Origin of the sequence: Enterobacter sp. MGH 38 (genome assembly GCF_000492855.1) — a bacterium.
Classification (GTDB): domain Bacteria; phylum Pseudomonadota; class Gammaproteobacteria; order Enterobacterales; family Enterobacteriaceae; genus Enterobacter; species Enterobacter hormaechei_C.
This window is the reverse complement of record NZ_KI535608.1, coordinates 1,521,483-1,545,967: the sequence shown is the minus strand read 5'-3', so window position 1 is coordinate 1,545,967 and position 24,485 is coordinate 1,521,483. Positions and strand designations below refer to the sequence as shown.

Annotated in this window: 17 protein-coding genes; all 17 read left to right on the top strand. The window is 53.5% G+C overall.

The features are described 5' to 3' along the window. Nucleotides 1-210 precede the first annotated feature (210 nt). Nucleotides 211-702 (top strand): type VI secretion system contractile sheath small subunit, encoded by a 492-nt coding sequence (tssB, locus tag L384_RS04155; protein ID WP_003856899.1) that lies wholly within the window; start codon nt 211-213, stop codon nt 700-702. Between the two features lie 40 nt (nt 703-742). Beyond that, a complete protein-coding gene (tssC, locus tag L384_RS04160) occupies nt 743-2,278 on the top strand; it encodes a type VI secretion system contractile sheath large subunit (RefSeq protein WP_023324775.1) in 1,536 nt (511 codons plus the stop codon). A 15-nt stretch (nt 2,279-2,293) separates the two neighbouring features. Next, nucleotides 2,294-3,634, top strand: a complete 1,341-nt coding sequence (gene tssK, locus L384_RS04165) for a type VI secretion system baseplate subunit TssK (protein ID WP_032628287.1) — start codon at nt 2,294-2,296, stop codon at nt 3,632-3,634. Further along, entirely contained in the window at nt 3,631-4,320 is a 690-nt protein-coding gene (gene tssL / locus L384_RS04170) for a type VI secretion system protein TssL, short form (RefSeq protein WP_023324773.1), read from the top strand. Before tssK ends, tssL begins: the two co-directional genes overlap by 4 nt. Further along, on the top strand, nt 4,317-6,023 hold the full coding sequence (locus L384_RS04175) for an OmpA family protein (protein ID WP_023324772.1): 1,707 nt from the start codon (nt 4,317-4,319) through the stop codon (nt 6,021-6,023). Before tssL ends, L384_RS04175 begins: the two co-directional genes overlap by 4 nt. 5 nt (nt 6,024-6,028) lie before the next feature. After that, nucleotides 6,029-6,520: a type VI secretion system effector Hcp gene (gene hcp, locus L384_RS04180; protein WP_009653685.1), complete on the top strand. Its 492-nt coding sequence runs from the start codon at nt 6,029-6,031 to the stop codon at nt 6,518-6,520. A 172-nt stretch (nt 6,521-6,692) separates the two neighbouring features. After that, the gene (tssH, locus tag L384_RS04185; protein ID WP_023324771.1) at nt 6,693-9,338 is read left to right on the top strand and encodes a type VI secretion system ATPase TssH; all 2,646 of its coding nucleotides are present in this window, start codon (nt 6,693-6,695) and stop codon (nt 9,336-9,338) included. Beyond that, the gene (locus L384_RS04190; protein WP_023324770.1) at nt 9,335-11,707 is read left to right on the top strand and encodes a type VI secretion system Vgr family protein; all 2,373 of its coding nucleotides are present in this window, start codon (nt 9,335-9,337) and stop codon (nt 11,705-11,707) included. The genes tssH and L384_RS04190 overlap by 4 nt, the downstream gene beginning before the upstream one ends. A gap of 15 nt (nt 11,708-11,722) precedes the next feature. Further along, nucleotides 11,723-11,989, top strand: coding sequence for a PAAR domain-containing protein (locus L384_RS04195; RefSeq protein WP_023324769.1), 267 nt, complete (start codon nt 11,723-11,725; stop codon nt 11,987-11,989). A 45-nt stretch (nt 11,990-12,034) separates the two neighbouring features. Next, the gene (locus L384_RS04200) at nt 12,035-14,803 is read left to right on the top strand and encodes a T6SS effector BTH_I2691 family protein (protein WP_023324768.1); all 2,769 of its coding nucleotides are present in this window, start codon (nt 12,035-12,037) and stop codon (nt 14,801-14,803) included. After that, nucleotides 14,800-15,759: a putative type VI secretion system effector gene (locus tag L384_RS04205; protein ID WP_023324767.1), complete on the top strand. Its 960-nt coding sequence runs from the start codon at nt 14,800-14,802 to the stop codon at nt 15,757-15,759. The genes L384_RS04200 and L384_RS04205 overlap by 4 nt, the downstream gene beginning before the upstream one ends. Before the next feature lie 378 nt (nt 15,760-16,137). After that, nucleotides 16,138-16,767 carry a putative type VI secretion system effector gene (locus tag L384_RS04210; protein WP_023324766.1) on the top strand — a complete coding sequence of 210 codons (630 nt, stop codon included), beginning with the start codon at nt 16,138-16,140 and terminating at the stop codon, nt 16,765-16,767. A gap of 1 nt (nt 16,768) precedes the next feature. Next, a complete protein-coding gene (locus tag L384_RS22545; RefSeq protein ID WP_131773768.1) occupies nt 16,769-16,975 on the top strand; it encodes a hypothetical protein in 207 nt (68 codons plus the stop codon). Nucleotides 16,976-17,314: 339 nt separating this feature from the next. Further along, a complete protein-coding gene (locus L384_RS04215) occupies nt 17,315-18,220 on the top strand; it encodes a DUF4123 domain-containing protein (RefSeq protein WP_023324765.1) in 906 nt (301 codons plus the stop codon). 49 nt (nt 18,221-18,269) lie between these two features. Then, nucleotides 18,270-19,445 (top strand): hypothetical protein, encoded by a 1,176-nt coding sequence (locus tag L384_RS04220; protein ID WP_023324764.1) that lies wholly within the window; start codon nt 18,270-18,272, stop codon nt 19,443-19,445. After that, a complete protein-coding gene (locus L384_RS04225) occupies nt 19,408-22,863 on the top strand; it encodes an ImcF-related family protein (protein ID WP_233094131.1) in 3,456 nt (1,151 codons plus the stop codon). Before L384_RS04220 ends, L384_RS04225 begins: the two co-directional genes overlap by 38 nt. Beyond that, the gene (tssA, locus tag L384_RS04230; RefSeq protein WP_023324762.1) at nt 22,863-24,464 is read left to right on the top strand and encodes a type VI secretion system protein TssA; all 1,602 of its coding nucleotides are present in this window, start codon (nt 22,863-22,865) and stop codon (nt 24,462-24,464) included. The genes L384_RS04225 and tssA overlap by 1 nt, the downstream gene beginning before the upstream one ends. The last annotated feature ends 21 nt before the right edge of the window (nt 24,465-24,485 follow it).

The window sequence follows — 24,485 nt, the reverse complement described above, 5'->3', positions numbered from 1 at the left end:
AATTAATGTGAATAAATGGTTAGTTTTTACTGTATGTCATGTATCTATGGCATTTATGAGTACAATAATTTAGTGGAATATTCTTAAGAAAAGTCCAATTGTAGATCTTTGATCTGAGAAGTTGATTTTAAATGGGCTTTTGCTCTAATATGGCTTTGTAAACAAACGTCACTCACTTAACATTTATTTCTTTTAAAGAAAGGGATTGCTATGGCCGATTCATTCCAGAATGAGGTGCCCAAGGCACGCATAAATTTAAAGCTGGCTCTGCATACAGGTGGCGCGCAGAAGAAAATCGAACTGCCGCTTAAACTCCTCACCGTCGGTGATTTCAGTAATGGAAAAGAGAATCGCCCATTATCGGAAAGGGAGAAAATCAACGTCAATAAAAATAACTTCAACAGCGTACTTTCGGAATTTAACCCGGAAGTGAATCTGACGGTTCCTAACACAATGGCCGGGGATGGCTCGGAAGAAAGCATAAAACTGAATTTCTCCGATATTAAGGATTTCGAACCTGAACAGGTTGCCCGCCAGATCCCCCAGCTCCGCGCCATGCTGGCCATGCGTAATTTATTACGCGACCTCAAATCCAATCTCCTTGATAACGCTACTTTCAGAAAAGAACTCGAGAAAATTCTCAAAGACCCGGCGCTGTCTCAGGAATTACGCGACGAAATGAGTGCACTGGCCCCGAAATAAGCGGCATGTGTAATTTAATGGATTAACCGGGAATATGCTGATGTCTGTGAATACTGAAACCGCCTCCGCGCAGGGGCAGACCACCGTACTGGAAAAAGAGGGCGTTTACGCCTCCCTGTTTGAAAAAATCAACCTGACCCCGGCCTCCAGCCTGGGGGATATCAATGCGTTTCTGGATGACGCCGCGCTTTCTGACGCTCCGGCGGGTGAACGCCTGACGGCGGCGATGCAGGTGTTTATGGACTGCATCCGCAAATCCGGTCAGCCGGTGGAGAAGCTCGACAAAACGCTGATTGACCACCATATCGCTGAACTGGATTTCCAGATCAGCCGTCAGCTGGATGCCGTAATGCATCACCAGGAGTTCCAGAAGGTGGAGTCCCTGTGGCGCGGCCTGAAGCAGCTGGTGGACAGCACCGACTACCGCCAGAATGTGAAAACCGAAATTCTGGATGTGTCGAAAGAAGATCTGCGTCAGGACTTTGAAGACGCGCCGGAACTTATTCAGAGCGGCCTCTACTGGCACACCTATACCGCCGAATACGACACCCCGGGCGGCGAGCCGATTGGTTCCGTGATTTCATCCTATGAATTTGACGCCAGCCCGCAGGATGTGGCGCTGCTGCGCAACATCTCTAAAGTATCAGCTGCCGCACATATGCCGTTTATTGGCTCTGTCGGTCCGAAATTCTTCCTGAAAGACTCGATGGAAGAGGTCGCTGCAATTAAGGATATCGGCAACTACTTCGACCGCGCCGAGTACATCAAGTGGAAATCCTTCCGCGACACCGACGACGCCCGCTACATCGGCCTCGTGATGCCGCGCGTGCTGGGGCGTCTGCCGTATGGCCCGGACACCGTACCGGTACGCAGCTTTAACTACGTTGAGCAGGTGAAAGGCCCGGATCACGAGAAATACCTGTGGACCAGCGCGTCGTTCTCCTTCGCGTCAAACATGGTGAAGAGCTTCATCAATAACGGCTGGTGCGTGCAGATCCGTGGCCCGCAGGCGGGCGGGGCGGTGAAAGACCTGCCTATTCATCTGTACGATCTGGGCACCGGCAACCAGGTGAAAATCCCGTCTGAGGTGATGATCCCGGAGACCCGCGAGTTTGAGTTTGCCAACCTCGGCTTTATTCCGCTCTCGTATTACAAAAACCGCGACTATGCCTGCTTCTTCTCGGCAAACTCCGCGCAGAAACCGGCGCTGTATGACACCGCAGATGCCACGGCCAACAGCCGCATCAACGCCCGTCTGCCGTACATCTTCCTGCTGTCGCGTATTGCGCACTACCTGAAGCTCATCCAGCGCGAAAACATCGGCACCACCAAGGACCGCCGTCTGCTGGAGCTGGAGCTGAATACCTGGGTGCGTAGTCTGGTGACGGAAATGACCGATCCGGGCGATGAGTTGCAGGCTTCTCATCCGCTGCGTGACGCGAAGGTAGTGGTGGAAGATATCGAAGACAACCCGGGTTTCTTCCGCGTGAAGCTGTTTGCGGTGCCGCACTTCCAGGTGGAAGGCATGGATGTGAACCTGTCTCTGGTGAGCCAGATGCCGAAAGCGAAAGCGTAACGTAAGGCAGGAAGCATGAGAACGGAACAACCGTTATGGGGCAGGGGCCAGATGGTCTCTCCCCAGCACTTCCAGCAACAGGCCGCCTATGCGGCCTGGTCTGCGGAATGTATCGCCCGACTGGGTCTCTCCCATCCCTGGGGGGTGATTAATGCCACTTTCGAACCGGATGTACTGAAGTTGGGCCGTCTACAGGCCCGTCATCTGCACCTCCGGTTCCCTGACGGGACATTAATCGATACGGATAATGCTGACGACCTGCCACCGGTGCTGGCGCTTGAGAGTGAAACACAGGACGTGGTGGTGGTTCTGGCTCTTCCGCTGCTGCGCGCGAATGGTGGCAACTGCCTTAAGCCCGATGAGGTGGCCGCGCGTCCTGTTCGCTATCGCCAGCGCTGGCGGGATGTCCGCAACCTTTTTGGCGATGACACCCGCCAGATTGCAGTGATGCGGCCAGAGCTGACGTTGCGATTTGCCCATCAGAACAACAGCGATTACCTGACCTGTCCGGTTGCCCGCCTGCAACAAGATTCGCAGGGGAACTGGGCACTTGATGAGACATACCTTCCGCCGCTGCTGGCGTTGCTGGGCAGCCGCTGGCTGATGACCCAGCTGGAGCAACTGTTGACGCAACTGCGCGCCCGTCTGGGCCGCCTGATGGACATGCGCCGGGAAAGTAATGAGCGCATGGCGGATTTTGCCGTAGCCGATGTTTCATTGTTCTGGCTGCTCAATGCCCTGAACAGTGCTGAGCCCGTGCTGGGTCAGTTTCAGCGCCACCCGCAAAGCCCGCCTGAGCGTCTCTATCCGGAGCTGGCAAGGCTTGCAGGCAGCCTGTTGACATTCTCGCTGGAGCATCAGGTCAGTGCGATCCCGGCATGGCAGCATGAGCAACTGAATAACGTCTTCCCGCCGCTGTTTGATTTACTTGGCGATCTTCTGGAAGCCAGCCTGCCATCGCGGGTGGTGGCGATTGAGCTTGAGCATGATGACCGGCTTCACTTCTGGCAGGCCCGTCTGCATGATCCACGTCTGCGCGAAGGCGCTGATTATTACCTCTCCGTGCGTTCACCGATGCCGGTGGCACAATTGCAGGAGCAGTTCCCGCGCCAGTGCAAGGTCGGCAGTCCCGATCATGTCAGGAGTATCGTCAATTCATCGCGGGTGGGCGTCCCTCTGATGCCGCTGCGCCATGTGCCGGCAGCCATTCCACTGCGTCTGGAAAATCAGTATTTCAGCCTTGATGTCTCTCATCCCCTGGCCATCGAAATGTTCCAGAGCGGCACCTGTATGTTTTACGTTCCGGGAATGCTCGCCGAGCCTGAACTTGAACTCTTTGCGGTACTGAGAACATGAATGATCGTAAACGCGCTACTGCCGCGTTCATTGATATTGATGCCCTGTTACAGGACACCTGGCTACAGGTGATCAGTCTGCGTCACGGCCCGACATTCCAGGACGGGGAAGGGCGTACGCTTTGGGAGCGCTGCATTGATGATGTCGGGCGTGTGCAGCGAGAACTGAAAGCGAGCGAACTCGATGAAGCCAGCTGCCAGCATATTCTTACGGCACAGTGTGCGCTGCTTGATGAGGCAGTCAAAGGTCGCGGTGTGGAGGATGACGCCTGTATACAGTGGTATGACATTCCCCTACAGGGATATTTCCTTGGCACCATGGACGCCGGTGACACGTTATGCGATCGGATGCGTGATGTGCTGCGTGAACCGGCTCCTGACCACGCCGTTGTGACCTGCTTCCAGCGAGTCATGATGCTCGGATTCCTCGGCAACTTCCGCTCCCTGAACGATCCAGAGCGGCAGAAACTCATGAATGCACTTAATGAATATGTTGCGCCGTTCAGCTATTCACAACCCCATCCCGTTCTGGCGGAAAGCCATGCCGGACGGGGGATAGGGGGGTGGCTGGCATCATGGCCCGTGCGCATTGGCCTGAGTGTGGTGGTGGTCACCGCATTATGGTGGGGACTGGATTGCTGGCTGGATAAGACACTGCTTACCCTGCTGCCGGGAGCTGTGAAATGAGCCCTGCACAACAGCGCGGGCTTGCGCTCTGGGCTGCCCTGCTGAGTGCAGTGGTCTGCCTGTGGTTTCTGCCAGCATCCCGGCTGGTTTCCGTTCTCGTCCTGCTGGCGGTACTGGGGCTAATCATGGCGTTCTGGGCTGTCGCCTGCCGTCGCGTGCAGCACGATTTCACCCTGTGTCTGGAGGACCTGCCTGAAGCCAATTATTGCCAGCCCGTGGTACTGGTCTGTGGCGATCTGCCGCTTGCCTGGCCGCATCAGTCACCTGTACTTACTGTCACGCAGGGCTGCTGGATCCGTGTGGAGGATCATCTGGAACTGGAGCAGGCCGCCCGTCAGGTACTGTGGTTGCGCCCCGACTGGGGACGTCAGCTGTCAGTGATGGTCAGTGTTTGTCCGCAGCAGCACCCTGATAGTGAGCGCCTTACCAGTCGTTTGCTTGCCCTGCGCTGGCAGATTAGTCGGTTGCGTAAAGCAACCGGCCATTCTGTGCCACTGGTTCTGAATGGACAGGTCGGCAGTGCGATGATGAATGACATGCTCTGGCAGACGGCGATCCTGGGAGAAGGGGTAAAGGTCTGGAGTGGGACTTCAGCGCCTGGCTCAGTTGCTGAATGGGTTAATACTGGTGGAACGCCTGCGATGCAGCAACAGGTGCTGATGAACAGCCTGATGAGCTGGTTCCAACAGCACGTCCAGGCTGTCCTTATGGATGAAAACCCCGATATTCCTGTCATTGAACCTGTTGCGGTTCTGTGGGGATTGGGTCCGATCCTGGCCGGAAGCATGGCCACCTCTGTCTGGACAGCGTGGTTGTCCCGCCATACTGCGATGCAGCAGGTGTCTGGCTGGCAGCCGGCGGGAACGGACAGTACGGTTATTTCCCTGTTCCCGAATTTTGTCCTCCCTTTACTGCCAGAAGGACGAGGCCTGACACCGCATGGACGAACCTGGCGCGGTGCGCTCGGAATCTTCACGCTGGCAGCCATTGCTGCGCTACTCAGCAGTGGCTGGAATAATCGCCAGCTGCTGCAACGCGTGAGCTTCGATATTGCACGCTATGAACGTATACCGATGAATGACTCCGGGCCGAAAGCTGACGCCGTTGCCGTGCTGCGCGAGGATGCGGCATTGCTGGACGACCATGCACGTAACGGCGTACCGGCCCGGCTGAGTCTGGGCATGTATCAGGGCGGACGTCTGCGTATGCCAGTGCTGAATGCGATTCGCTCTTATGTGCCTCCGCCTCCGCCGCCTGAACCGGAACTCAAACCGGCACCGAAAATTGTCCGCCTCGACAGCATGTCGCTGTTCGATACCGGAAAGTGGGCGCTTAAACCCGCCTCAACAAAGCTGCTGGTGAAGTCGCTTGTGGGGATCAAGGCGAAGCCCGGCTGGCTGATTGTGGTCGCGGGCCATACCGACAGCACCGGGGATGACCAGTCCAACCAGGTGCTGTCGCTTAAGCGTGCGGAGTCGGTGCGCGACTGGATGCGGGACACCGGCGATGTGCCGGAAAGCTGTTTTGCGGTGCAGGGCTATGGTGAAAGCCGTCCTGTCGCCACCAACGACACCCCGGAAGGGCGTGCGCTCAACCGCCGTGTCGAAATCAGTCTGGTACCGCAGGCGAATGCCTGTCAGGCGCCGGGCAAGACCCATGCGTCATCGCAGGATGATGGCGCTGATAACAATGTAACGGAGTAATTAACATGGCAATTCCAGTCTATCTGTGGCTGAAGGACGACGGCGGCGCGGACATTAAAGGGTCTGTGGACGTTCAGGATCGTGAAGGCAGTATCGAAGTGGTGGCCCAGGAGCACAACCTGTACATCCCGACCGATAACAATACCGGCAAGCTGACCGGCACCCGTATCCACACGCCTTTCCTGTTCACCAAGGAAATCGACTCCTCCAGCCCGTACCTGTACAAGGCGGTGACAACCGGCCAGACCCTGAAATCGGCCGAGTTCAAATGGTACAGAATCAATGACGCAGGCCAGGAAGTGGAGTACTTCAACACGAAGCTTGAGAACGTGAAGTTGGTGAAAGTGAATCCGAAGATGCATGACATCAAGGATCCTGCTTTCGAGAAGCACAACCACCTCGAGCAGATTGAACTGCGCTACGAAAAAATCACCTGGACCTACAAGGACGGCAACATCATTCATTCCGATTCCTGGAACGAACGCGCCACTGCGTAAGTCGCATGCGGACAGGGCCCTGTCCGCAATTTTTTGCACAGCGTCTGTATGCACGGACGCTGTGCAAAGAAAAACACAATCTGCCTGCCCGACCTGATGCGCTTTGGGTTCCTGAATAACAGGGAACAGCGACGGGCGGTAGCGTGCCCGGAACTGATAAAGAGAGAGTCTCATGGAAAATCCAGCCATCCTGTTACGCCGTCTTAACCCTTACTGTGCCCGCGCGATGGAAGGGGCCGCTTCCCTGTGCCAGACCCGCGCCCATGCGGAAATACTGCCTGAGCACTGGCTGCTGAAACTGCTGGAGCAGGGTGAGGGCGACCTGACGGTGCTGGCGCGGCGCTACGAATGGGATATGGATACGATATGGCAGGATATGCTGGGTTTTCTGGACAGCCTGCCACGGTCAGTGCGCAGCCGTCCGCAGCTTTCGGAGGGCGTGCAGGCACTGATGCAGGACGCCTGGCTGCACGCCTCGCTGTCGGGGGAAGAGCACATCCGCAGCATTCACCTCCTGATGGCTCTGGTGGAAAAACCAAAACTGCTGCGCTGCGACGGCCTGTGGCCGCTGCTGACGCTGGCGCAGAGCCAGCTTGAGCGCCTGCGTGGACTTCTGGATGCGCAGTCGGATGAGCGCCCGGAGGTGCAGCAGGAAGCGGAGCTTACGCAGGGGGATGAGGTGGAGTTTGTCGGCCGTCCGGTGAATGCGGATATAAAAGGAGAGCTGAACCCGGCGTTGCAGAATGCGCTGGACAGGTTCACCCTCGACGTCACCGCCCGCGCCCGTGAGGGCAGAATCGACCCGGTCTGTGGCCGCGACAATGAAATCCGCCAGATGGTGGACATTCTTTCCCGGCGGCGCAAGAACAACCCGATTCTGGTCGGCGAACCGGGAGTCGGCAAGACCGCGCTCGTGGAAGGACTGGCGCTGCGCATTCATGAGGGCAATGTGCCGGACGCGCTGAAGCCGGTCTCGGTGCGCACCCTTGACCTCGGCCTGTTACAGGCCGGGGCGGGTGTGAAGGGGGAATTCGAGCAGCGCCTGAAAAACATCATCGACGCGGTGCAGCAGTCACCCCTGCCGGTTCTGCTCTTCATTGACGAGGCGCACACCATTATCGGCGCGGGCAACCAGGCGGGCGGCGCCGATGCGGCCAACCTGCTGAAACCGGCGCTCGCCCGGGGTGAGCTCAGAACCATCGCCGCCACTACCTGGAGCGAGTACAAACAGTACTTTGAGCGCGACGCCGCGCTGGAGCGTCGTTTCCAGATGGTTAAAGTTGATGAGCCGGACGACGACACCGCCTGCCTGATGCTGCGCGGACTCAAGTCACGCTACGCGGAGCACCATGGCGTGCATATTACCGATGAAGCGGTTAAAGCCGCCGTCACGCTCTCCAGACGCTATCTGACCGGACGCCAGCTTCCGGACAAGGCGGTGGATTTGCTGGATACCGCCTCTGCCCGTGTCCGTATGAGCCTCGACACTATTCCGGAGCCGCTGACCCGCATGAAGGCGCAGCTCACGGCCCTGGCTATGGAGAAACAGGCGCTGCTGGAGGATATCGCGGTGGGTAATACCGCCCACGGCGAACGTCTGGCCGCCATCGGAGAGGAAGAAGTCGCCATCATTTTGCAGCTCGACGAACGGGAAACCCGGTACGGCCAGGAGCTGGCGCTGACGCAGGAACTGCTTGCCTGCCGCACGGATATCTCCCGTCAGGGGGAGATTGCGGACCTTCAGATGCAGCTTACTGCCGTGCAGCAGAATACCCCGCTGCTGGGGCTGGATGTGGACGCGCGTACGGTTGCCACCGTTATCGCCGACTGGACCGGCGTACCGCTCTCCTCATTAATGAAGGACGAACAGACCGAACTGCTGAGTCTGGAGCAAAACCTCGGCGTACGGGTGGTCGGCCAGGACAGTGCACTGAATGCCATTGCGCAGCGCCTGCGCGCCAGCAAAACCGGTCTGGCGCCGGAGAACGGGCCGCAGGGCGTGTTCCTGCTTGTGGGGCCGAGCGGCACCGGCAAGACCGAAACCGCCCTGGCGCTGGCCGATGAACTGTTCGGCGGCGAGAAGTCCCTTATCACCATCAACCTTTCGGAATACCAGGAGCCACACACCGTCTCGCAGCTTAAGGGCTCACCGCCGGGCTACGTGGGTTACGGCCAGGGCGGCATTCTGACCGAAGCCGTCCGTAAGCGCCCGTACAGCGTGGTGCTGCTGGATGAAGTGGAAAAGGCGCACCGGGACGTGATGAACCTGTTCTACCAGGTGTTTGACCGGGGCTTCATGCGCGACGGCGAGGGGCGGGAAATTGACTTCCGCAACACGGTAATTCTGATGACCTCGAACCTCGGCAGCGACCTCATCATGCAGATGCTGGAGGAACAGCCGGAGGCGACAGAGCCGGACCTGCATGAACTGCTGCGTCCTGTCCTGCGGGACCACTTCCAGCCCGCGCTGCTGGCGCGCTTCCAGACGGTGATTTACCGTCCGCTGGCGCAGGCAGCGATGCGTACCATTGTGGAGATGAAGCTGGCGCAGGTCAGTAAACGCCTCAACCGTCACTACGGTATGACTACCCATATCAGCGAAAGCCTGTACGACGCGCTGACTGATGCCTGCCTGCTGCCGGACACCGGGGCACGCAATGTTGACAGCCTGCTGAACCAGCAGATTCTGCCGGTGCTGAGCCAGCAGTTGCTGATGCATATGGCAGCGGGGCAGAAGCCGCATACCCTGACGCTCGGCTGGGATGAGGAAGAGGGCATAGTGCTCGAGTTTGACCGGACAGAAGGAGTGCACGCATGAGCAGCAATCCCCCGCTGAGATTCAGCCACAGCCATCACCTGCTGTCGGTGAAGGGTTGCGATGCAGGGCTCGATGTGCTGGTGTTTGAGGGTGATGAAGCCCTGAGCACACCCTTCAGCTACCGTATTGAGTTCACCAGCACGGACCATGCCATCAGCAAAGAGATGATGCTGATGAAAGCGGCTTCCCTGACGCTTCAGGCCCCGGTTGACCAGGGTTACGGCATCAAAATACAGCAGCCGGTGCGGGTGATTCAGGGCGTGGTCACGGGTTTTGAACGTCTGGGTACCTCAAAGGATGAAACCCGCTACGCAGTGACGCTTGAGCCGCGTCTGGCCCTGCTCAGCCGTTCGCACCAGAACGCCGTCTACCAGGACATGTCCGTCCCGCAGATTGTGGAGAAAATCCTGCGCGAGCGCCACGGCATGCGCGGCCAGGACTTCCTGTTCTCACTCTCAAAAGAGTATCCGCGCCGTGAGCAGGTGATGCAGTACGCTGAGGACGACCTGCACTTTATCACCCGCCTGCTGGGTGAGGTCGGTATCTGGTTCCGCTTCACCACCGACACGCGCCTCAACATCGACGTGGCGGAGTTTTACGACAACCGGCAGGGGTATGAGAAAGGCCTGACGCTGCCGTCGGTGCCGCCGTCAGGGCAGCACTCGCAGGGGGTGGACTCGGTGTGGGATATGGAGAGCCGTCATAAGGTGGTCCAGAAGGCGGTCAGCACCCGCGACTACAACTACCGTCAGGCCTCGGAGGATATGAACACCCGGGTTGACGCAACCGGCGGGGATACCACCACGTACGGTGAGGCCTATCACTGGGCCGATAACTACCTGACACCCGGCAGCGCGTATGACCGCAACCCGGCCCCGGAGTCCGGTGCGTTTTACGCCCGCATCCGTCACGAACGCTACCTGAATGACCAGACGCAGACCGTTGCCTTCACCAGTTGTCCGGAGCTCTCTCCGGGTATGCTGCTGAAAGTCACCGGCGGGTACGAAGTGGCAGAAGTGTTTGCGCAGGGCGTGGTTGTCACGGCGATGCACAGCCATGCGCAGCGTGATGCGGACTTTTGCGTCAGGTTTGACGGTATCCCGGACAGCCCGGATTTCAGTTTTCGCCCGGAACCTGGTTCACGTCCGGTGATGGCCGGTACCTTACCGGCCCGCGTCACAAGTACCACTGAAAATGACACCTACGGGCATATCGATAAGGACGGCCGCTACCGCGTCAACATGCTGTTTGACCGTGAGAACTGGGAGACCGGGTTCGAGAGCCTGTGGGTCCGTCAGTCCCGGCCGTACGCCGGGAATAACTACGGCCTGCACCTGCCGCTGCTGGCGGGTACCGAGGTGGCGATTGGTTTTGAGGACGGCAACCCGGACCGGCCGTACATTGCCGGTGTGCTGCACGACTCGGCGCACGGCGACCACGTCACCATTCGCAACTACAGACGTAACGTCCTGCGTACGCCGGCAAACAATAAAATCCGCCTCGACGACGAGCGCGGGAAAGAGCATATCAAGGTCAGCACGGAGTACGGCGGCAAGAGCCAGCTGAATCTAGGCCATCTGGTCGACAGTGAGAAACAGCAGCGGGGGGAGGGTTTTGAACTCAGAACCGACAGCTGGGGTGCCATCCGGGCGCAGAAAGGACTATTCATCTCTGCGGACGGGCAGGCGAAAGCGAAGGGACTGCAGCGTGAAATGCAAGCTGCGCTCAAAGAACTTGACGCTGCCAGAGAGGTGACTTCTGGATTACGTCACGCTGCTCAAGCAGCCCAGGCGGAATTAGCCGATCTTGAGAAACAAACAACATTAATGAATCAGACGCTTAGCGATCTTAAGCAGCAAGCGTTACTTCTGTCTGCTCCTTCAGGAATTGCGCAGGTCACCCCAGCGAGCATACAAGTCTCGGCAGGGGAGAATCTAATTGTTACCGCAGGTCAAAATGCAGACATTAGCATTGCCAAAAAATTAACCCTGGCGGTGGGCGATATTCTGAGCTTATTTGCACACAAACTGGGAATAAAAATGTATGCCTCGGAGGGCAAAGTAGATATTCAGGCACAGACGGACGCGCTGAATTTATTTGCTAAAGAAAAGCTTTCTGTTGCCAGTTCTGACAACAGCGTTGTCATATCAGCCAAAAAAGAAATCCTTTTGGTTTGTGGGGGGGCATTTATACGGTTAAGTGACGCGGGGGTTGAAGTTGGTACTGGCAAAAACGTCACGTTGAAATGTATTGCGGTTCAACAGCAGTCTGCGGCGACGTTAAATTCAACGCTTTCGCTACCTTCTGGCTGCAAACCCGGAATCATTTCTGCAGCCCAACAGCAAGGGGCTGTGGTGATGCTTAGCTAATACTTGAGGAAAAAGATGACTACAAAATTAGCCGTTTTAGGTGACAGGACGAGTAATGGGAAAATAATTACTGCAACTGCGAATTATTTTAGTGATGGAAAACAGGTGGCACAAAATAATGACAAAGCCATCTGTACTGTCTGTAAGGGAACATTTCCCATCCTGGCCACTGCAGTTGGTATCGTCAGTAATGGCATACTTCTGGTACAGGATCAGGACCGTGTGCTTTGTCTATGTTCCGGCCATAAAGTGATCGCAGGCTCTAATTTTTTCACTGGTTGAATAAGAATTTTTATTTACAGGCTTAATTAAAAAAAGGATGTGAATATGGCATGCCAGGGGTTATGCACAACGAAAGGCCTGACAGTACTGCCCGTGCGCTATGCTGTTGTGCCGGAAAATATTAATGCCAGTTTACCGGGATGGGCGAATGATCCGCGCATCACCGGGGTAACGCTCGCCAGTAATGAAAAGTACACACTCCGCGCGCTTCGCCAGGGCTACCTTTACGTTTTTTATGAAAAAGGAAAGCAGGGCACCAATTACTGGCAGTGCTACAGCGTTGCGCCGGACGGCTCACTGTGGCTGCAACAGGTGGCGTCTAATCCTGTACCGGTGGATAAAGCGCTGTGCGAAACGGGCGAGCATATCGCTCAAAACGTCGAGTTCATGAGCATTGAATCCCCGGATAAGTGCGGCAATGTGTGGTTTGCGTTCAGTCAGTATCCGTGGGAGCAGGAAACGCTCGATCGGTATCGCACCAGGCCAGAAGAGCGCACTGAGAGAATGCAGAAAGTGATGCCTTCGGTGTCGGGGTCCCAGCGCACAAAAACAGGGACCGATGTCACCGCAGCAAGCCTGAATCAGGTACTGGACTATCAGGTGCCTTCTGTTTCTGGTCAACTGCCTGGTCCGGATGATGCGAAAGTGGTAAATGTCAGCCAGGTAACGTCACTCTGGGATCCGGCGGTGGATGCCCCCTGGCGGGTCAATAATGATGTGGTGAAAATGCAGTCCAGCCTGTATCCGTGGGCAAAAAGCCGCAGTGGCAGGGCAGACGCGACGGTCACGGCCATGGAAAACCGAAGTGAGGGGATGACGCCGCTGCTGCTTCCACTCTGGGATCCGGTGGGGATTGTTCATGAGCTTAACGGATGGAGCCAGGATGTGCTGGGGCGCCAGGCGCAGTTTCTGCAGGAGCGTGAGCTTGAGTTCGCCACCAAAACAAATCTCGATGCCGTCAGAACGCTGCTGGAAAGCAATGCCGAATCTCGGGAGGACGCAATGTGGAGACGAAGAACTGATGGTCCCATGCTGACAGACGAATATCTGGATTCGCGTCTGCAGGCGCTTGAGAAAAGGTATCAGGGTAAGCCTGATGTGCTGGCACAAATCAGGGCAGATGACAGGTTAGTGAGAAACTGGCATGCGCAGAACGTGACGGCATCATACCCGGAGAGTGTGCTGATGAGTCCACCCGAACCGCTGGCTGCTCACCAGCGACGGGTTGCCGCGATACAGGCGCAGGTCGATGAGGAGCTGGCCTTAAATCTGCCTAAACCCTCGCAGGATTTCAGTGGAGTCCGGGCCCGGAGCTGGGCACCCTATCAGAAAAAGCTCAACGCAACCCGACAGGCGAACTTTGATACATGCTACACGAACCTGGTTGATTCGGTTAACGCTATCTTCCAGAAGCGTATCGTCAGCGTGGTGAACTGGCTCAGTGCACCGGTACTGCTGGCAACGCTGGATGATTTCCACTGCGAGGCACAGCGGGCAGGGCTGTTCTACCAGTCAGCGGTGGGGATGGCCATGCACGGGATCAACAGCTGTCCGGCAGGGGCGGCAAAGATAGACGGCTGGTGGAATGAGTACAGCACTAAAAATCGCGGGAATCTGCTGTGGCGGCATGTGGCTGCCAATAACCCGCAGCTAATCAGTGAGCTGGAGCCGTATCTGGCGACGGTGAAAGGGAAAAAGGACGAGGACGTGACGCCTCTGACAGCGACCGCCATGACGGCAGCCCTGATGCAGCAGGTCAGCAATATGAAAAAGCTGGAGGGCTATTACCAGAAATCGATGAACACTGTCGTGAAGGGGCTGCGGGAAAATGCCAGCAAACTGGAAGTACAGCTCTTCAACACGGATGCGTTTATCGTCACGGTGGGAGACAGGATAAGCCGCATTCTGCGGGTGGATAAGGCAGGCGAGAAGCTGGCGACCACGGCGTTCAGGCTGATATTTATGATAAGGGCGGGAATACCTTCAGAAAAAGTTCACTCGTTAGTGAATGCGTATCTGAAAGATGCCCCGGAATTGCGCCAGACGGTGCTGGCAGGTATTCGCAGCAGCGGGCGCTTTATGGCGAACCAGAATGAAGTGACTGCGATTAAACAGACGATGAGCAGCAGGCTGGAGGAACATTTTGCAACAGAGAAAGGAAAAGGTGAATACCGACTGGCAGGGATAAACAGTCTGTTGCTGGTGCTGAACGCAATGGATTTTATCTACCTGTGCGGACAGGTCAGGGAAGAGAAAAAGCCGCTGTCGAGCCTGATGGCCAGCGGGCTGGCGATGGTGAGCCAGGGGACGTCAGTTATTTTACCGGCAATAGAGAAAGGACTGGAAGCCCGTGAGCTTACGGTGTCGTGGGTCAAGGGGGTTGGGGCAGCAGCGGGGGGAACCGCTTCGTTGCTTTCGGTGTATGTGGATGGCGGAGCATTTATTGATGAACTAGAAAATAACCGTTTTTTACTTTCCTCTGTATTGCTTATTAAAACAACGATTGATGTCCTGGCAGTCACAAAATCGATCGGTCTTTTGCTGGAGCTTATTGGCAAACCTCTTGCAAAGGATGGGGCTGATTTAATCGCCCGTGGTCTGGCAGTTGAATTTTTAGGCATTCGGATACTTGCAGTACTGATGACCTGGGAAGTGATGGTAGCGATTACATTGTTACAGGTGGTTGTGACCTGGATTTCAGACGACGAACTTCAGATATGGTGTAAAAAATGCGTGTTCGGTACAGCACCTTTCAACCGCAGTCTGACAGACCAGAATACAACCCTGGAAGGGGCGATAAAGGATATTTCATGAATTCAGTTGAAAATCAGCAGATATGCTCCCGTTTTGTTGAGCCAGAGAAATTAGCAGACCTGCGTACAAAGCAGGAGATTGAGGTGATGAACGGCAGGCCGTGGACGCGTGAGCTTCCCCCTCCGCCGGTACTGCCGCCTTATGGTCCTCTGGAGAAAATATCAGGACAACTGGAGTCTTTTCGCTATGAAAGATTCAGGGAGTATTTTGGTGTAGATGCCTACCGAACCCACTCTATGCCAGAGATAACTGACGGGCAGCGAGGTGCGGTTGCTGCTGCAGCGATAGTTGCAGGGAGCCCTGGTGTCGGGGCTGTAATGATGGCTGAAAGCGAATCTTCAAATGATTCGGCGGAATATGTACAGGGAATGATTAATGGTCAGCCATTCCGCGGCTGGGTGGGTGTAACCCGACTAAAAGCGGGAGATAATGTGGACATGATTGCCGAGTGGCAGCAAGACCATTATGAGGTCTATGCCATTGCGTTACCGGAAGAGCGGATAGTTTCTTTGTGTCCGAAATGTGATATGGGACATATTGCGCATATGTTTTGGCGAATTAAAAATATGTTTATCCTGGACATAATCTTTATCATGGCATTTATATGTGTGTGTCTGATTAAATCATTTTCTGAAAATGAATGGATAAGTGAGGGTTTTTGGAGATATTATGGATTTCCTATCTTTGTTTTTTTGTGTGGTAGTGCAATTATTTCAGGATTAGTTGCATTCTTTGCTTATAAAGCCTGCGCACCCACTTGGTGCAAATTGGCAGAAGAAATATTCCATTTGTTGGAAATGAAGAATGTTACCAATGTGAATCTGAAGAAAATCACTAAGAAAAGAGAACGGCATCAGAAAAAAAAAGATAAATGGCATGAACCATCAAATCAATTTCATGATCCACAACCAACACGTAAGTTTGGCTACTTGTTTGAACACTGGTATTACTATTAATTAAGAAAACGAAAATCCTGATTTTTGTTACCGGCACACATACCGGGCTGTATGTGCCAGGGAAGTCGTCAGAGATTTAGGCGCCACGATACAGACAGAGCCTCAGACTCAGGAAAAGATATTAGCCGCCAAGATGACATCCGGTACGGAATACATATCTGTAAAACTGGCGACCACATATTTTGATGTCAGAATACTGGCTATTTTAATGACCCAGGAAACCATGGTGGCAATAAGTTTGTTACAGTTGGTTGTGACCTGGATATCGGACGATGAGCTTCAGATATGGTGCAGGAAATGCGTATTTGGAACAGCACCGTTCAACCGCAGTGTGGCAGACCAGAATAAAGCCCTGGAAGAGGCGATAAAGGATATTACATGAATTCAGAAGAGCAGCATCAGATATGCTCCCGTTTTGTTGAGCCAGAAAAATTAGCAGACCTGCGTACAAAGCGAGAGATTGAGGTGATGAACGGTAGGCCGTGGACACGTGAGCTTCCGCCGCCGCCGGTATTGCCGCCTTATGGTCCTCTGGAGAAAATATCAGGGAAACTGCAGTCTTTCCGTAGCGAATATTTTCGGGAGTATTTTGATGCAGATGCCTACCGGACCAGCACGTTGCAGGAGATATCAGATGGCCAGCGCGGAGCTGCCGCCGCCGCCGCGATAGTCGCAGGGAGTTCTGGCGTCGGGGCTGCCATTATGGCTGAGAGCGAATCATCAAATGATTCGGCGGAATATGTGCAGGGAGATATTAATGGCAGACCATTTCGCGGCTGGGTGGGCATCACCCGACTTCAGTCTGGGGATAATGTGGACATGATTGTTGAGTGGCAGCATGATCATTATGAAGTCTATGCCATTGCGTTACCGGAAGAGCGGATAGTGTCTGTATGTCCGAAATGTGATATGGGGCATATTGCGCATATGCTGTGGCGGATTAAAAATATGTTTATTCTCACGGGGATTTTTTTCTTCTCAGTGCTTTTTTGCGGGAGTTCTGAGTGAAGTGATTGAAGATACCTGGAAGGGCCTTGAGTTATTTATCACCACATACTTTTGGTTGTATGTTATAGCATTGTTGGGGGGAGGGGGTCTTTCAGGATTAATTGCATTCTTTGCTTATAAAGCCTGTGCTCCAACACGCTGCAAACTGGCGGAGGAGATATTTCATCTGCTGGGTGTGAAAAAATATTACAACATTAAACCTCAATAAGATGACAAAAAAACGTGAGCAACAACTAAAAGACAATGGGAAGTGGCATGAGCCGGGTGATAAAAGTAAATCTGCCTGTCCCAGTGGGAAATTCATTTATTCAGATGAAGGCTGGTTTTACTACTAGACAGAAAAAGACAGTGTTATTTTGGTTACCCTCGACAGGAAACGAGATAAGCCAGTATGCCCAATTTTTGAAATTTACCTATTCAGGAGAAAATTGCTATCTCTACTGAGAGAGGGAGCGGCTAAATATGAATAAAATAATGATGTTTTATGAAAATCATAAATAAAAATTAACTGAAATATTTTTCTAATATTATTCTGGTAGGGTTGATTATGGATGGTAAATTTTTTAACGACATACATGAAGAAATTACCAATGCTGCTTTTGGGAAAAATGGGGAATGTTTTCTACTAATAGATGCATCTTTAGAACAGTATCATTCAGAACTTTTTTTGCCCGGTATTCTTAGAGAGTATAAATCTTTTCCGGTTACATTCCGCCAGGGAGAACTTCAGGGGGCTTTACCACTTTACCTTTTCCCTATTAGTGCCTCCAGCGAGAGAGATGGTCAATTGTTTAAGAATAGTATTTACCATTCATTAAATGAGTTGAAAATAGAAAAACTTGACTCCGGGGAAGGGCGTAGCGTCTGTGCGTGGATTTCGACGGATTTAACTGGGGAGCAGCTTGCTGAACAGGTCGCTTTGTCCGCCGTACAGTCGATTCAATCAGTTGGTAATATATTACTTCGCTATTACGACCCATCAGTATTTGGTTTGCTAATGTATACGCTAGATAAATGGCAAAAACAACAGCTATTAAGCAATATTAATACATGGTCTTATATTGATGGAGGCGGAATAGCTCAGGTGGCGAATGGCGATGGTAAATGCAAAAAAAAATTAAACTACTCACTTGGATTAACAGAGCAAAATGCATTAGAAATGGGTCGAATTTCAGTTGTTAATTATATTTTGCGAGCATATCGGAAAATGAGAATGCCGCATAAATTTAGTGAGCGTGATGTTATGGAATTATTGCATCCTGCGCTGGATTATTATTATTCAATTTTCTCAACATCCGATAAGGATGTTATTGATTTTGGGCTTGATGTGTTGAGCGCGCAGCGGCTATTTTATCAGGATGAGGTATTTAAGAAGATCATATGTAGTAATCGCAGTAAAGACCTTCAGTCATACTCAGATATTAAATCCATAATTGACAGTATGGCATGTTAAGAATTTTTTTGCTTAAGGGAATGTGCTGTTAACAATGATGGAGAATGATATGAATTGGCCTGTGCAAATAATCCCTCCAGTCGATAAGATTCCTGGAATTAAATGGAGTAAATGGTTTTTTTCTTTCATAGGTATTTTGTTGATTGTGGTGGTTAGTTGGGTTGGGGCTAAAATTATTTTGCCTGCTGAAGATAATGAGCTTTTGAAATTGCTTACCCTGTTGTTTTTTTCGGTGCCCCTGGCTTTTTCTGTCATAATTTCCGTTAGAATCTATTACCATGGTTTGTGTTTGTCGGCATTCGAAGCAAGAGAGCGCGAAGCAGCATTGGTCAGGAAAGACTGGACTGAATGGGCAAGTAAAAAGTTTTATGTTTCCGCTTATAAACTGTTTCTCCCTTCTGCAATATCGCAAACCGATATAGCAATGTCTCATTCGGTTGAAATATATAATAACCAGCGATTGAAACTACGGGGCCATAACGATGATTTATATACTGAAGAACAACTGATTTACGAACTGTTGTCGTCTGTCAGAACAAGGCTGTTACGGTTGAGTGAATCATGTATATTTGATGTTATATTTACCTATGATAGTAATTATATTACTTTCTCAATATTTCAAGAGTGTTGGGCTGCGATCGGGATTGATGAAAATTGCTTGCGTAATTATTACTGTTGGAGTAAAGCATTAGGGCAGGGATTTGATACATTATCCAACATCTCAAAAAATCGGGTGTCAATAATAATATCTGCAAACATTGAATGTTTTGAAAAATACCCCCCTAACTCAACAGAGTTTGCTTCAATATTGCTGGTGACTCATCAAGAACAACCACCTGAAAAAGATAATAATGGTGTGGCTTTGCGACCAATGGTATGCAACAAAAATCTTACCAAACAAGAAGTCATCCACATGATGACTTACCAGTCAGATGTCCTTAAAACGACAAGAGTACTTTTTAGCAATACGAGTGCGGAGGAAGCTTCAGAAATTTCGGAGATATTAAGACTGTCATCTTTATCTATGAATGTTGAATGGGAGTGTGAGATAACGCATTTAAATTTGATGCTGGGTAATTTAAATGAGCACCATTTTTGGTTGGTGTTTGCTCTGGCACTTTTCATATCAGAAAAAAATAATGAGCCGGTTTTAATGGTCACTGGCGTTGGTGATGAATACCTTTTAAATGTCATTAAGCCATTTGATAATAGCAAGGAGCATTAAATTGAACACCTCGGCAAAATGGAGAGTGATTGGTCTTGTATCCTGTCTCATTATCTTTGGTGTGCTGACTTTTATAGGATGTTACTACTATGGGGATATCTTTGGGTGGGTATCCTCAAAAGAAAAAGTGAGCCTTTGGTTCTTATGCATGTTTTTAATTTCTGTGTTCCTGATGTTGATGAATTTCGGTGTGTGGTTCCATCAAAAAGAGTACCGCTTTCAGCATATCACGGGAGGAAAGTCCGTCACAGCTACTGTTCTTAATAACTATAAAAAGTCCAGTAAAAAGGATCATGTAAAAGCTCATTTACGCCGACGCTATAGCTTTTTGTGGCAAAACAAGATCCGTCTGCTGCTGATCACCGGCGATGAAGCTGCGATTGAGCAACTGGTGCCTGGCCTGCAACAGCAGCAGTGGCTTGAAGGCAACCGCACAGTGCTGATTTACGGTGGCAGCCTGGCATCGGAGCCTGACCGCGAAAAATACATCGCGCTGCGTAAACTGCGCCGCGGGCGTCCGCTGGACGGGATTGTCCGTGTACTGCCTGAGTCACTTAATCTGACCCCACAAATCAGTGACAACGATTTACGCGGCCTGGAAAAAATCAGCGAACTGCTGCGTTATTCCGCTCCGGTCTGGCTGTGGCAACTGTGCAGCAGTCAATGGTCGCAGGGTACGCGTCCTGAGCAGGCTGTAGGCGCAAGCTTTCCACCACGCGCAAAAGAAGACGATGTGATCCGCCAGCTGGAACTGATGCTGCCAGCCCTGCGGACGCAGGGGATGAGTCAGGTCGCGGAAAACAGCAGCCACGACTTCCTGCTGCGCCTGAGCCAGCACCTGAACGACGGTGCTATTGCCCGCTGGGCTCAGCAGTTGCAGCCATGGCTCTTTGTTTCTCAGCAGCGCGTCCCGCTGCGTGGTCTGATGTTCAGCCTGTCGGAGAAGAAACCTGCCGAAATGTCAGCGGGAACAGCCGACGCTGAGAATTATGGATCACAGCGTCATGCCCTGACTCTGCCAGCAACCTGGCAGGGGATTGTCGACGACTGCACCCGCGTACGTGGCCGTCGTGTCGGTATGCCGTGGGAACGGGCGATGGCCTGGACACTGATGGCCATCATCAGCGTCTGGGGGGGAGGGACGCTGCTGTCGTTTGCGGTCAACCGGTCACAAATAGTTTCTGTTGCACAGCAGGCTCATGCTCTGGTGGACCACCCTTCTGTATCGGATTACCAACTGACGGCCCTGCATGCATTGCGTAATGATGCCGGTCGCCTGCTGCACCATATTCAGGACGGCACGCCATGGTATCAGCGCTTTGGTCTGAACCATGATCAGCAGTTGCTTGACGCAATGCTGCCCTGGTACGGGGTGGCGAACAACCGTCTGATACGTGACCCGGCAAATGAAGCGCTTAAGCAGAAGCTCATTGCGCTGGTCAATTCGGCACCCAACAGCGACCAGCGGACACAGATGGCGAAACCGGGTTATGACCAGCTGAAAGCCTGGCTGATGATGTCCTGGCCGGATAAAGCTGATGGTGCATTCTACGCGCAAACCATGAAAACCGTGCAGCCGACGCGTTTAGGCATCTCAGCTGGCCTGTGGCAAAGCCTGTCACCAGATTTGTGGGCTTTCTACATCACCGAACTGCCAGCGCAGCCACAGTGGAAAACCACACCGGATGCGCAACTGGTCAGCCAGAGCCGCCAGGTGCTGTTGCAACAAATTGGACGGCGCAACGCGGAAAGTACGCTGTACGAGAACATGCTCAAATCCGTGCGTCGTAACTTCGCCGATGTGTCTCTGGAGGACATGACCGGCGGTACCGATGCCCGTCGCCTGTTTACCACCGATGAGGTGGTGCCAGGCATGTTCACCCGTCAGGCCTGGGAGGGAGGTATCCAGCAGGCCATTGAGAAAGCGGCGAACTCCCGCCGCGATGAAATTGACTGGGTGCTGAGCGACAGCCGGAAAGCCGTCTCCTCAGACCTGTCGCCGGAAGCACTGAAAGTACGTCTGACGGAACGCTACTTCACCGACTTTGCCGGTAGCTGGCTGAGCTTCCTCAACAGCCTGCAACTTAATCCGGCAAACAATATTGCAGACGTCACCGACCAGCTGACGCTGATGAGTGATGTTCGGCAGTCACCGCTGATTGCCCTGATGAACACCCTCGCCTGGCAGGGGCAGACCGGCCAGAAGAGTGAAGGCCTGTCGGACTCCATCATCAAATCGGCTAAAGACCTGGTAGGCGGGAAGGACAAACCGGTAATTGACCAGTCAGCCTCAGGCCCGCAGGGCCCACTGGATGAAACCTTTGGACCGTTGCTGGCACTTATGGGTAAAAACAAAGGCAGCAACTTTATGTCGGCTGACAACTCACTGAGCCTGCAAACGTATCTTACCCGTATCACCCGTGTGCGTCTGCGTCTGCAACAGGTCGCCAGCGCCTCTGACCCTCAGGAAATGATGCAGAGCCTGGCGCAGACCGTGTTCCAGGGCAAAAGCGTGGACCTGACCGACACCCAGCAGTACGGTAGCCTGATTGCTGCAAGCCTGGGCGAAGAGTGGAGTGGTTTTGGCAGCACCATGTTTGTGCAGCCACTGACCCAGGCCTGGGAAACTGTGCTTCAGCCATCGGCAGCGAGCCTGAATGACAAATGGAGTCGCTCCGTGGTGGCGAACTGGCATACGGCATTTGACGGACGTTTCCCATTCGCTATCAGCAAGAGTGATTCCTCTCTGCCAATGCTGGCTGAGTTTGTGCGTAAGGATAGCGGACGCATTGAGCGCTTCCTGACCACGGAACTCGGCGGTGTGCTGCACAAGGAGGGCAGCCAGTGGGTGCCGGATAAGGTTAATAGCCAGGGGCTGAGCTTTAATCCAGCCTTCCTGAGGGCGATTAATCAGCTCACCCAGCTATCGGATATCTTATTTACCGACGGCAGTCAGGGCATCAGTTTTGAGCTACAGGCGCGTCCGGTACCGCAGGTGGTAGAAACGCAACTGACTATTGATGGACAAAAGCTGCACTACTTCAACCAGATGGCAGACTGGCAGAGCTTCCGTTGGCCTGGTGACACCTACAAGCCCGGAACCATGCTGACATGGACCACCGTCAATGCGGGCGCACGTCTGTTTGGTGATTACAGCGGAACCTGGGGCTTTATTCGCTGGCTGGATGAAAGTAAGAGAGAGCAGCTAGACCGCAGTCAGTGGATGATGAGTTTTACCGCCCCGGATGGTCGGACCCTACAGTGGGTACTGCGTTCACAACTGGGCAGTGGGCCGCTGGCGTTACTGGCACTCCGGGGTTTTACGCTGCCAGATCAAATATTCAGCGTCGACAGCGCGGCTATGGCGCAGGCGCTGATGACCAACACAGAAAACAGTGACATGGACGGAGTCGAATAATGGACGCTTTGCAGAATCTGGTTGTTGCCTGCCAGGCGGATGAAACCTTGCTGCGACAGCAGGCGCAGTCACGTATGGAAAGCTGGCAGCGCTGGCTTACCCCTATCAGTGAGATCAATCCTACAGGAGAAGACCCGGGTTATGACGATGATTTCCAGCGTATCCGGGAGGAGGTCAATAAACTTTCCGGCATTGATACCGGGCTGATTTGCCAGCTGGCTGAAAAGGTGCTGACTACAGAGGCCAAAGATGTCCGGGTTGCTACTTACTATTGTTGGGCGCGCTTGCACCAGGACGGTGAAACCGGGTTTGCTGAAGGGCTTGAGTTACTGGCGGGATTACTAACCCAGTATGGAACACAGCTCCATCCTCAGCGCGAGCGAAGCCGTAAACCGGCGCTGGAGTGGCTCGCAGGCTCTCGTCTACTTGACAGCCTGTTACTCTGGCCAGAAGTGGTACGCGACGATGCCCAGCGTACGACCGGTGCGTTGCTGCTCATCCGAGACAGTCTTGAAACTGAGCCTGAAGCGTCACGTCCAGATCTGAGTGCCCTGTACAGCGCGCTGGGAGCCCGCCTGATGAAAGCCGGTGGCGTGGATGCGGTAATACCCCAGAACGCCAGCAGTCAGACACGCCCGCAGTCGGCATCTCATACGGCAGAACAGGACGCGCCAGTGCTGAGCCGCATCACGTCCGGTCAGGATTTGCTGGCTCAGGCCCGAACCCTGACGGGATATTTGCGTGAGCAACCTGATGGCTGGCTTGCCGCACACCGGCTGATGAAAAGTCTGCGTCACGACACGCTGAGAGCGATCCCGGCACCGGATGCCGAAGGGAAAACGCGCATCGAACCGCCGCGGGCTGACCAGCGTGCAATGCTTAAACGGCTGTATTTGCAACAGAGCTGGCTGGAGATACTGGAACAAGCGGACAGCACTTTCTCGCGTGGCGCCAATCATCTCTGGCTGGATTTGCAGTGGTACATCCATCAGGCCCTGATTAAATCAGGCCAGGATGTGCCGGCCGATATCATTACCGCTGACCTGAAAGGGCTGCTGCGGCGCCTTCCTGGACTTGAAACGCTGGCCTTCAATGACGGCACCCCCTTTGCTGATGAGGTCACGCTGAACTGGATAAACCAGAGCGTGCTCGACGAGATGTCCAACTGGCGGGATGAACCTGTCAATGCCGTGAGTGAAACTGGCAACGATATTCTGGCCCTTGAACCGGAAGCTTTGGAGAAAGCGGACACGGATGGTCTGGATGCCACATTCCACTGGCTGCAGACGCGCCCGGGTACGGACTCAACGAAAGACAAATGGCTGCTGCGCCTGCTGATGGCACGTGTGGCGGAGCAGAAGGGTAGGAATGAACTGGCCCTGCATCTGCTGGGTGAACTTGACGGTGCAGCACAGGCCATCACCCTCACTCAGTGGACACCGGCGCTGTTGTTTGAAGTGAAATCGCGCCGTCTCAGGCTGCTGCGCATGAAAGCCGCCCGCAGTGAAACCGACAAGTCACGGCTTCAGCCAGAGATGGACCAGCTTCTGGCGGGTCTGATTGCGCTTGACCCGGCAGGCAGTGCGGTGCTTTGCGGGTAAAGCGACTGACATACCTTTAAA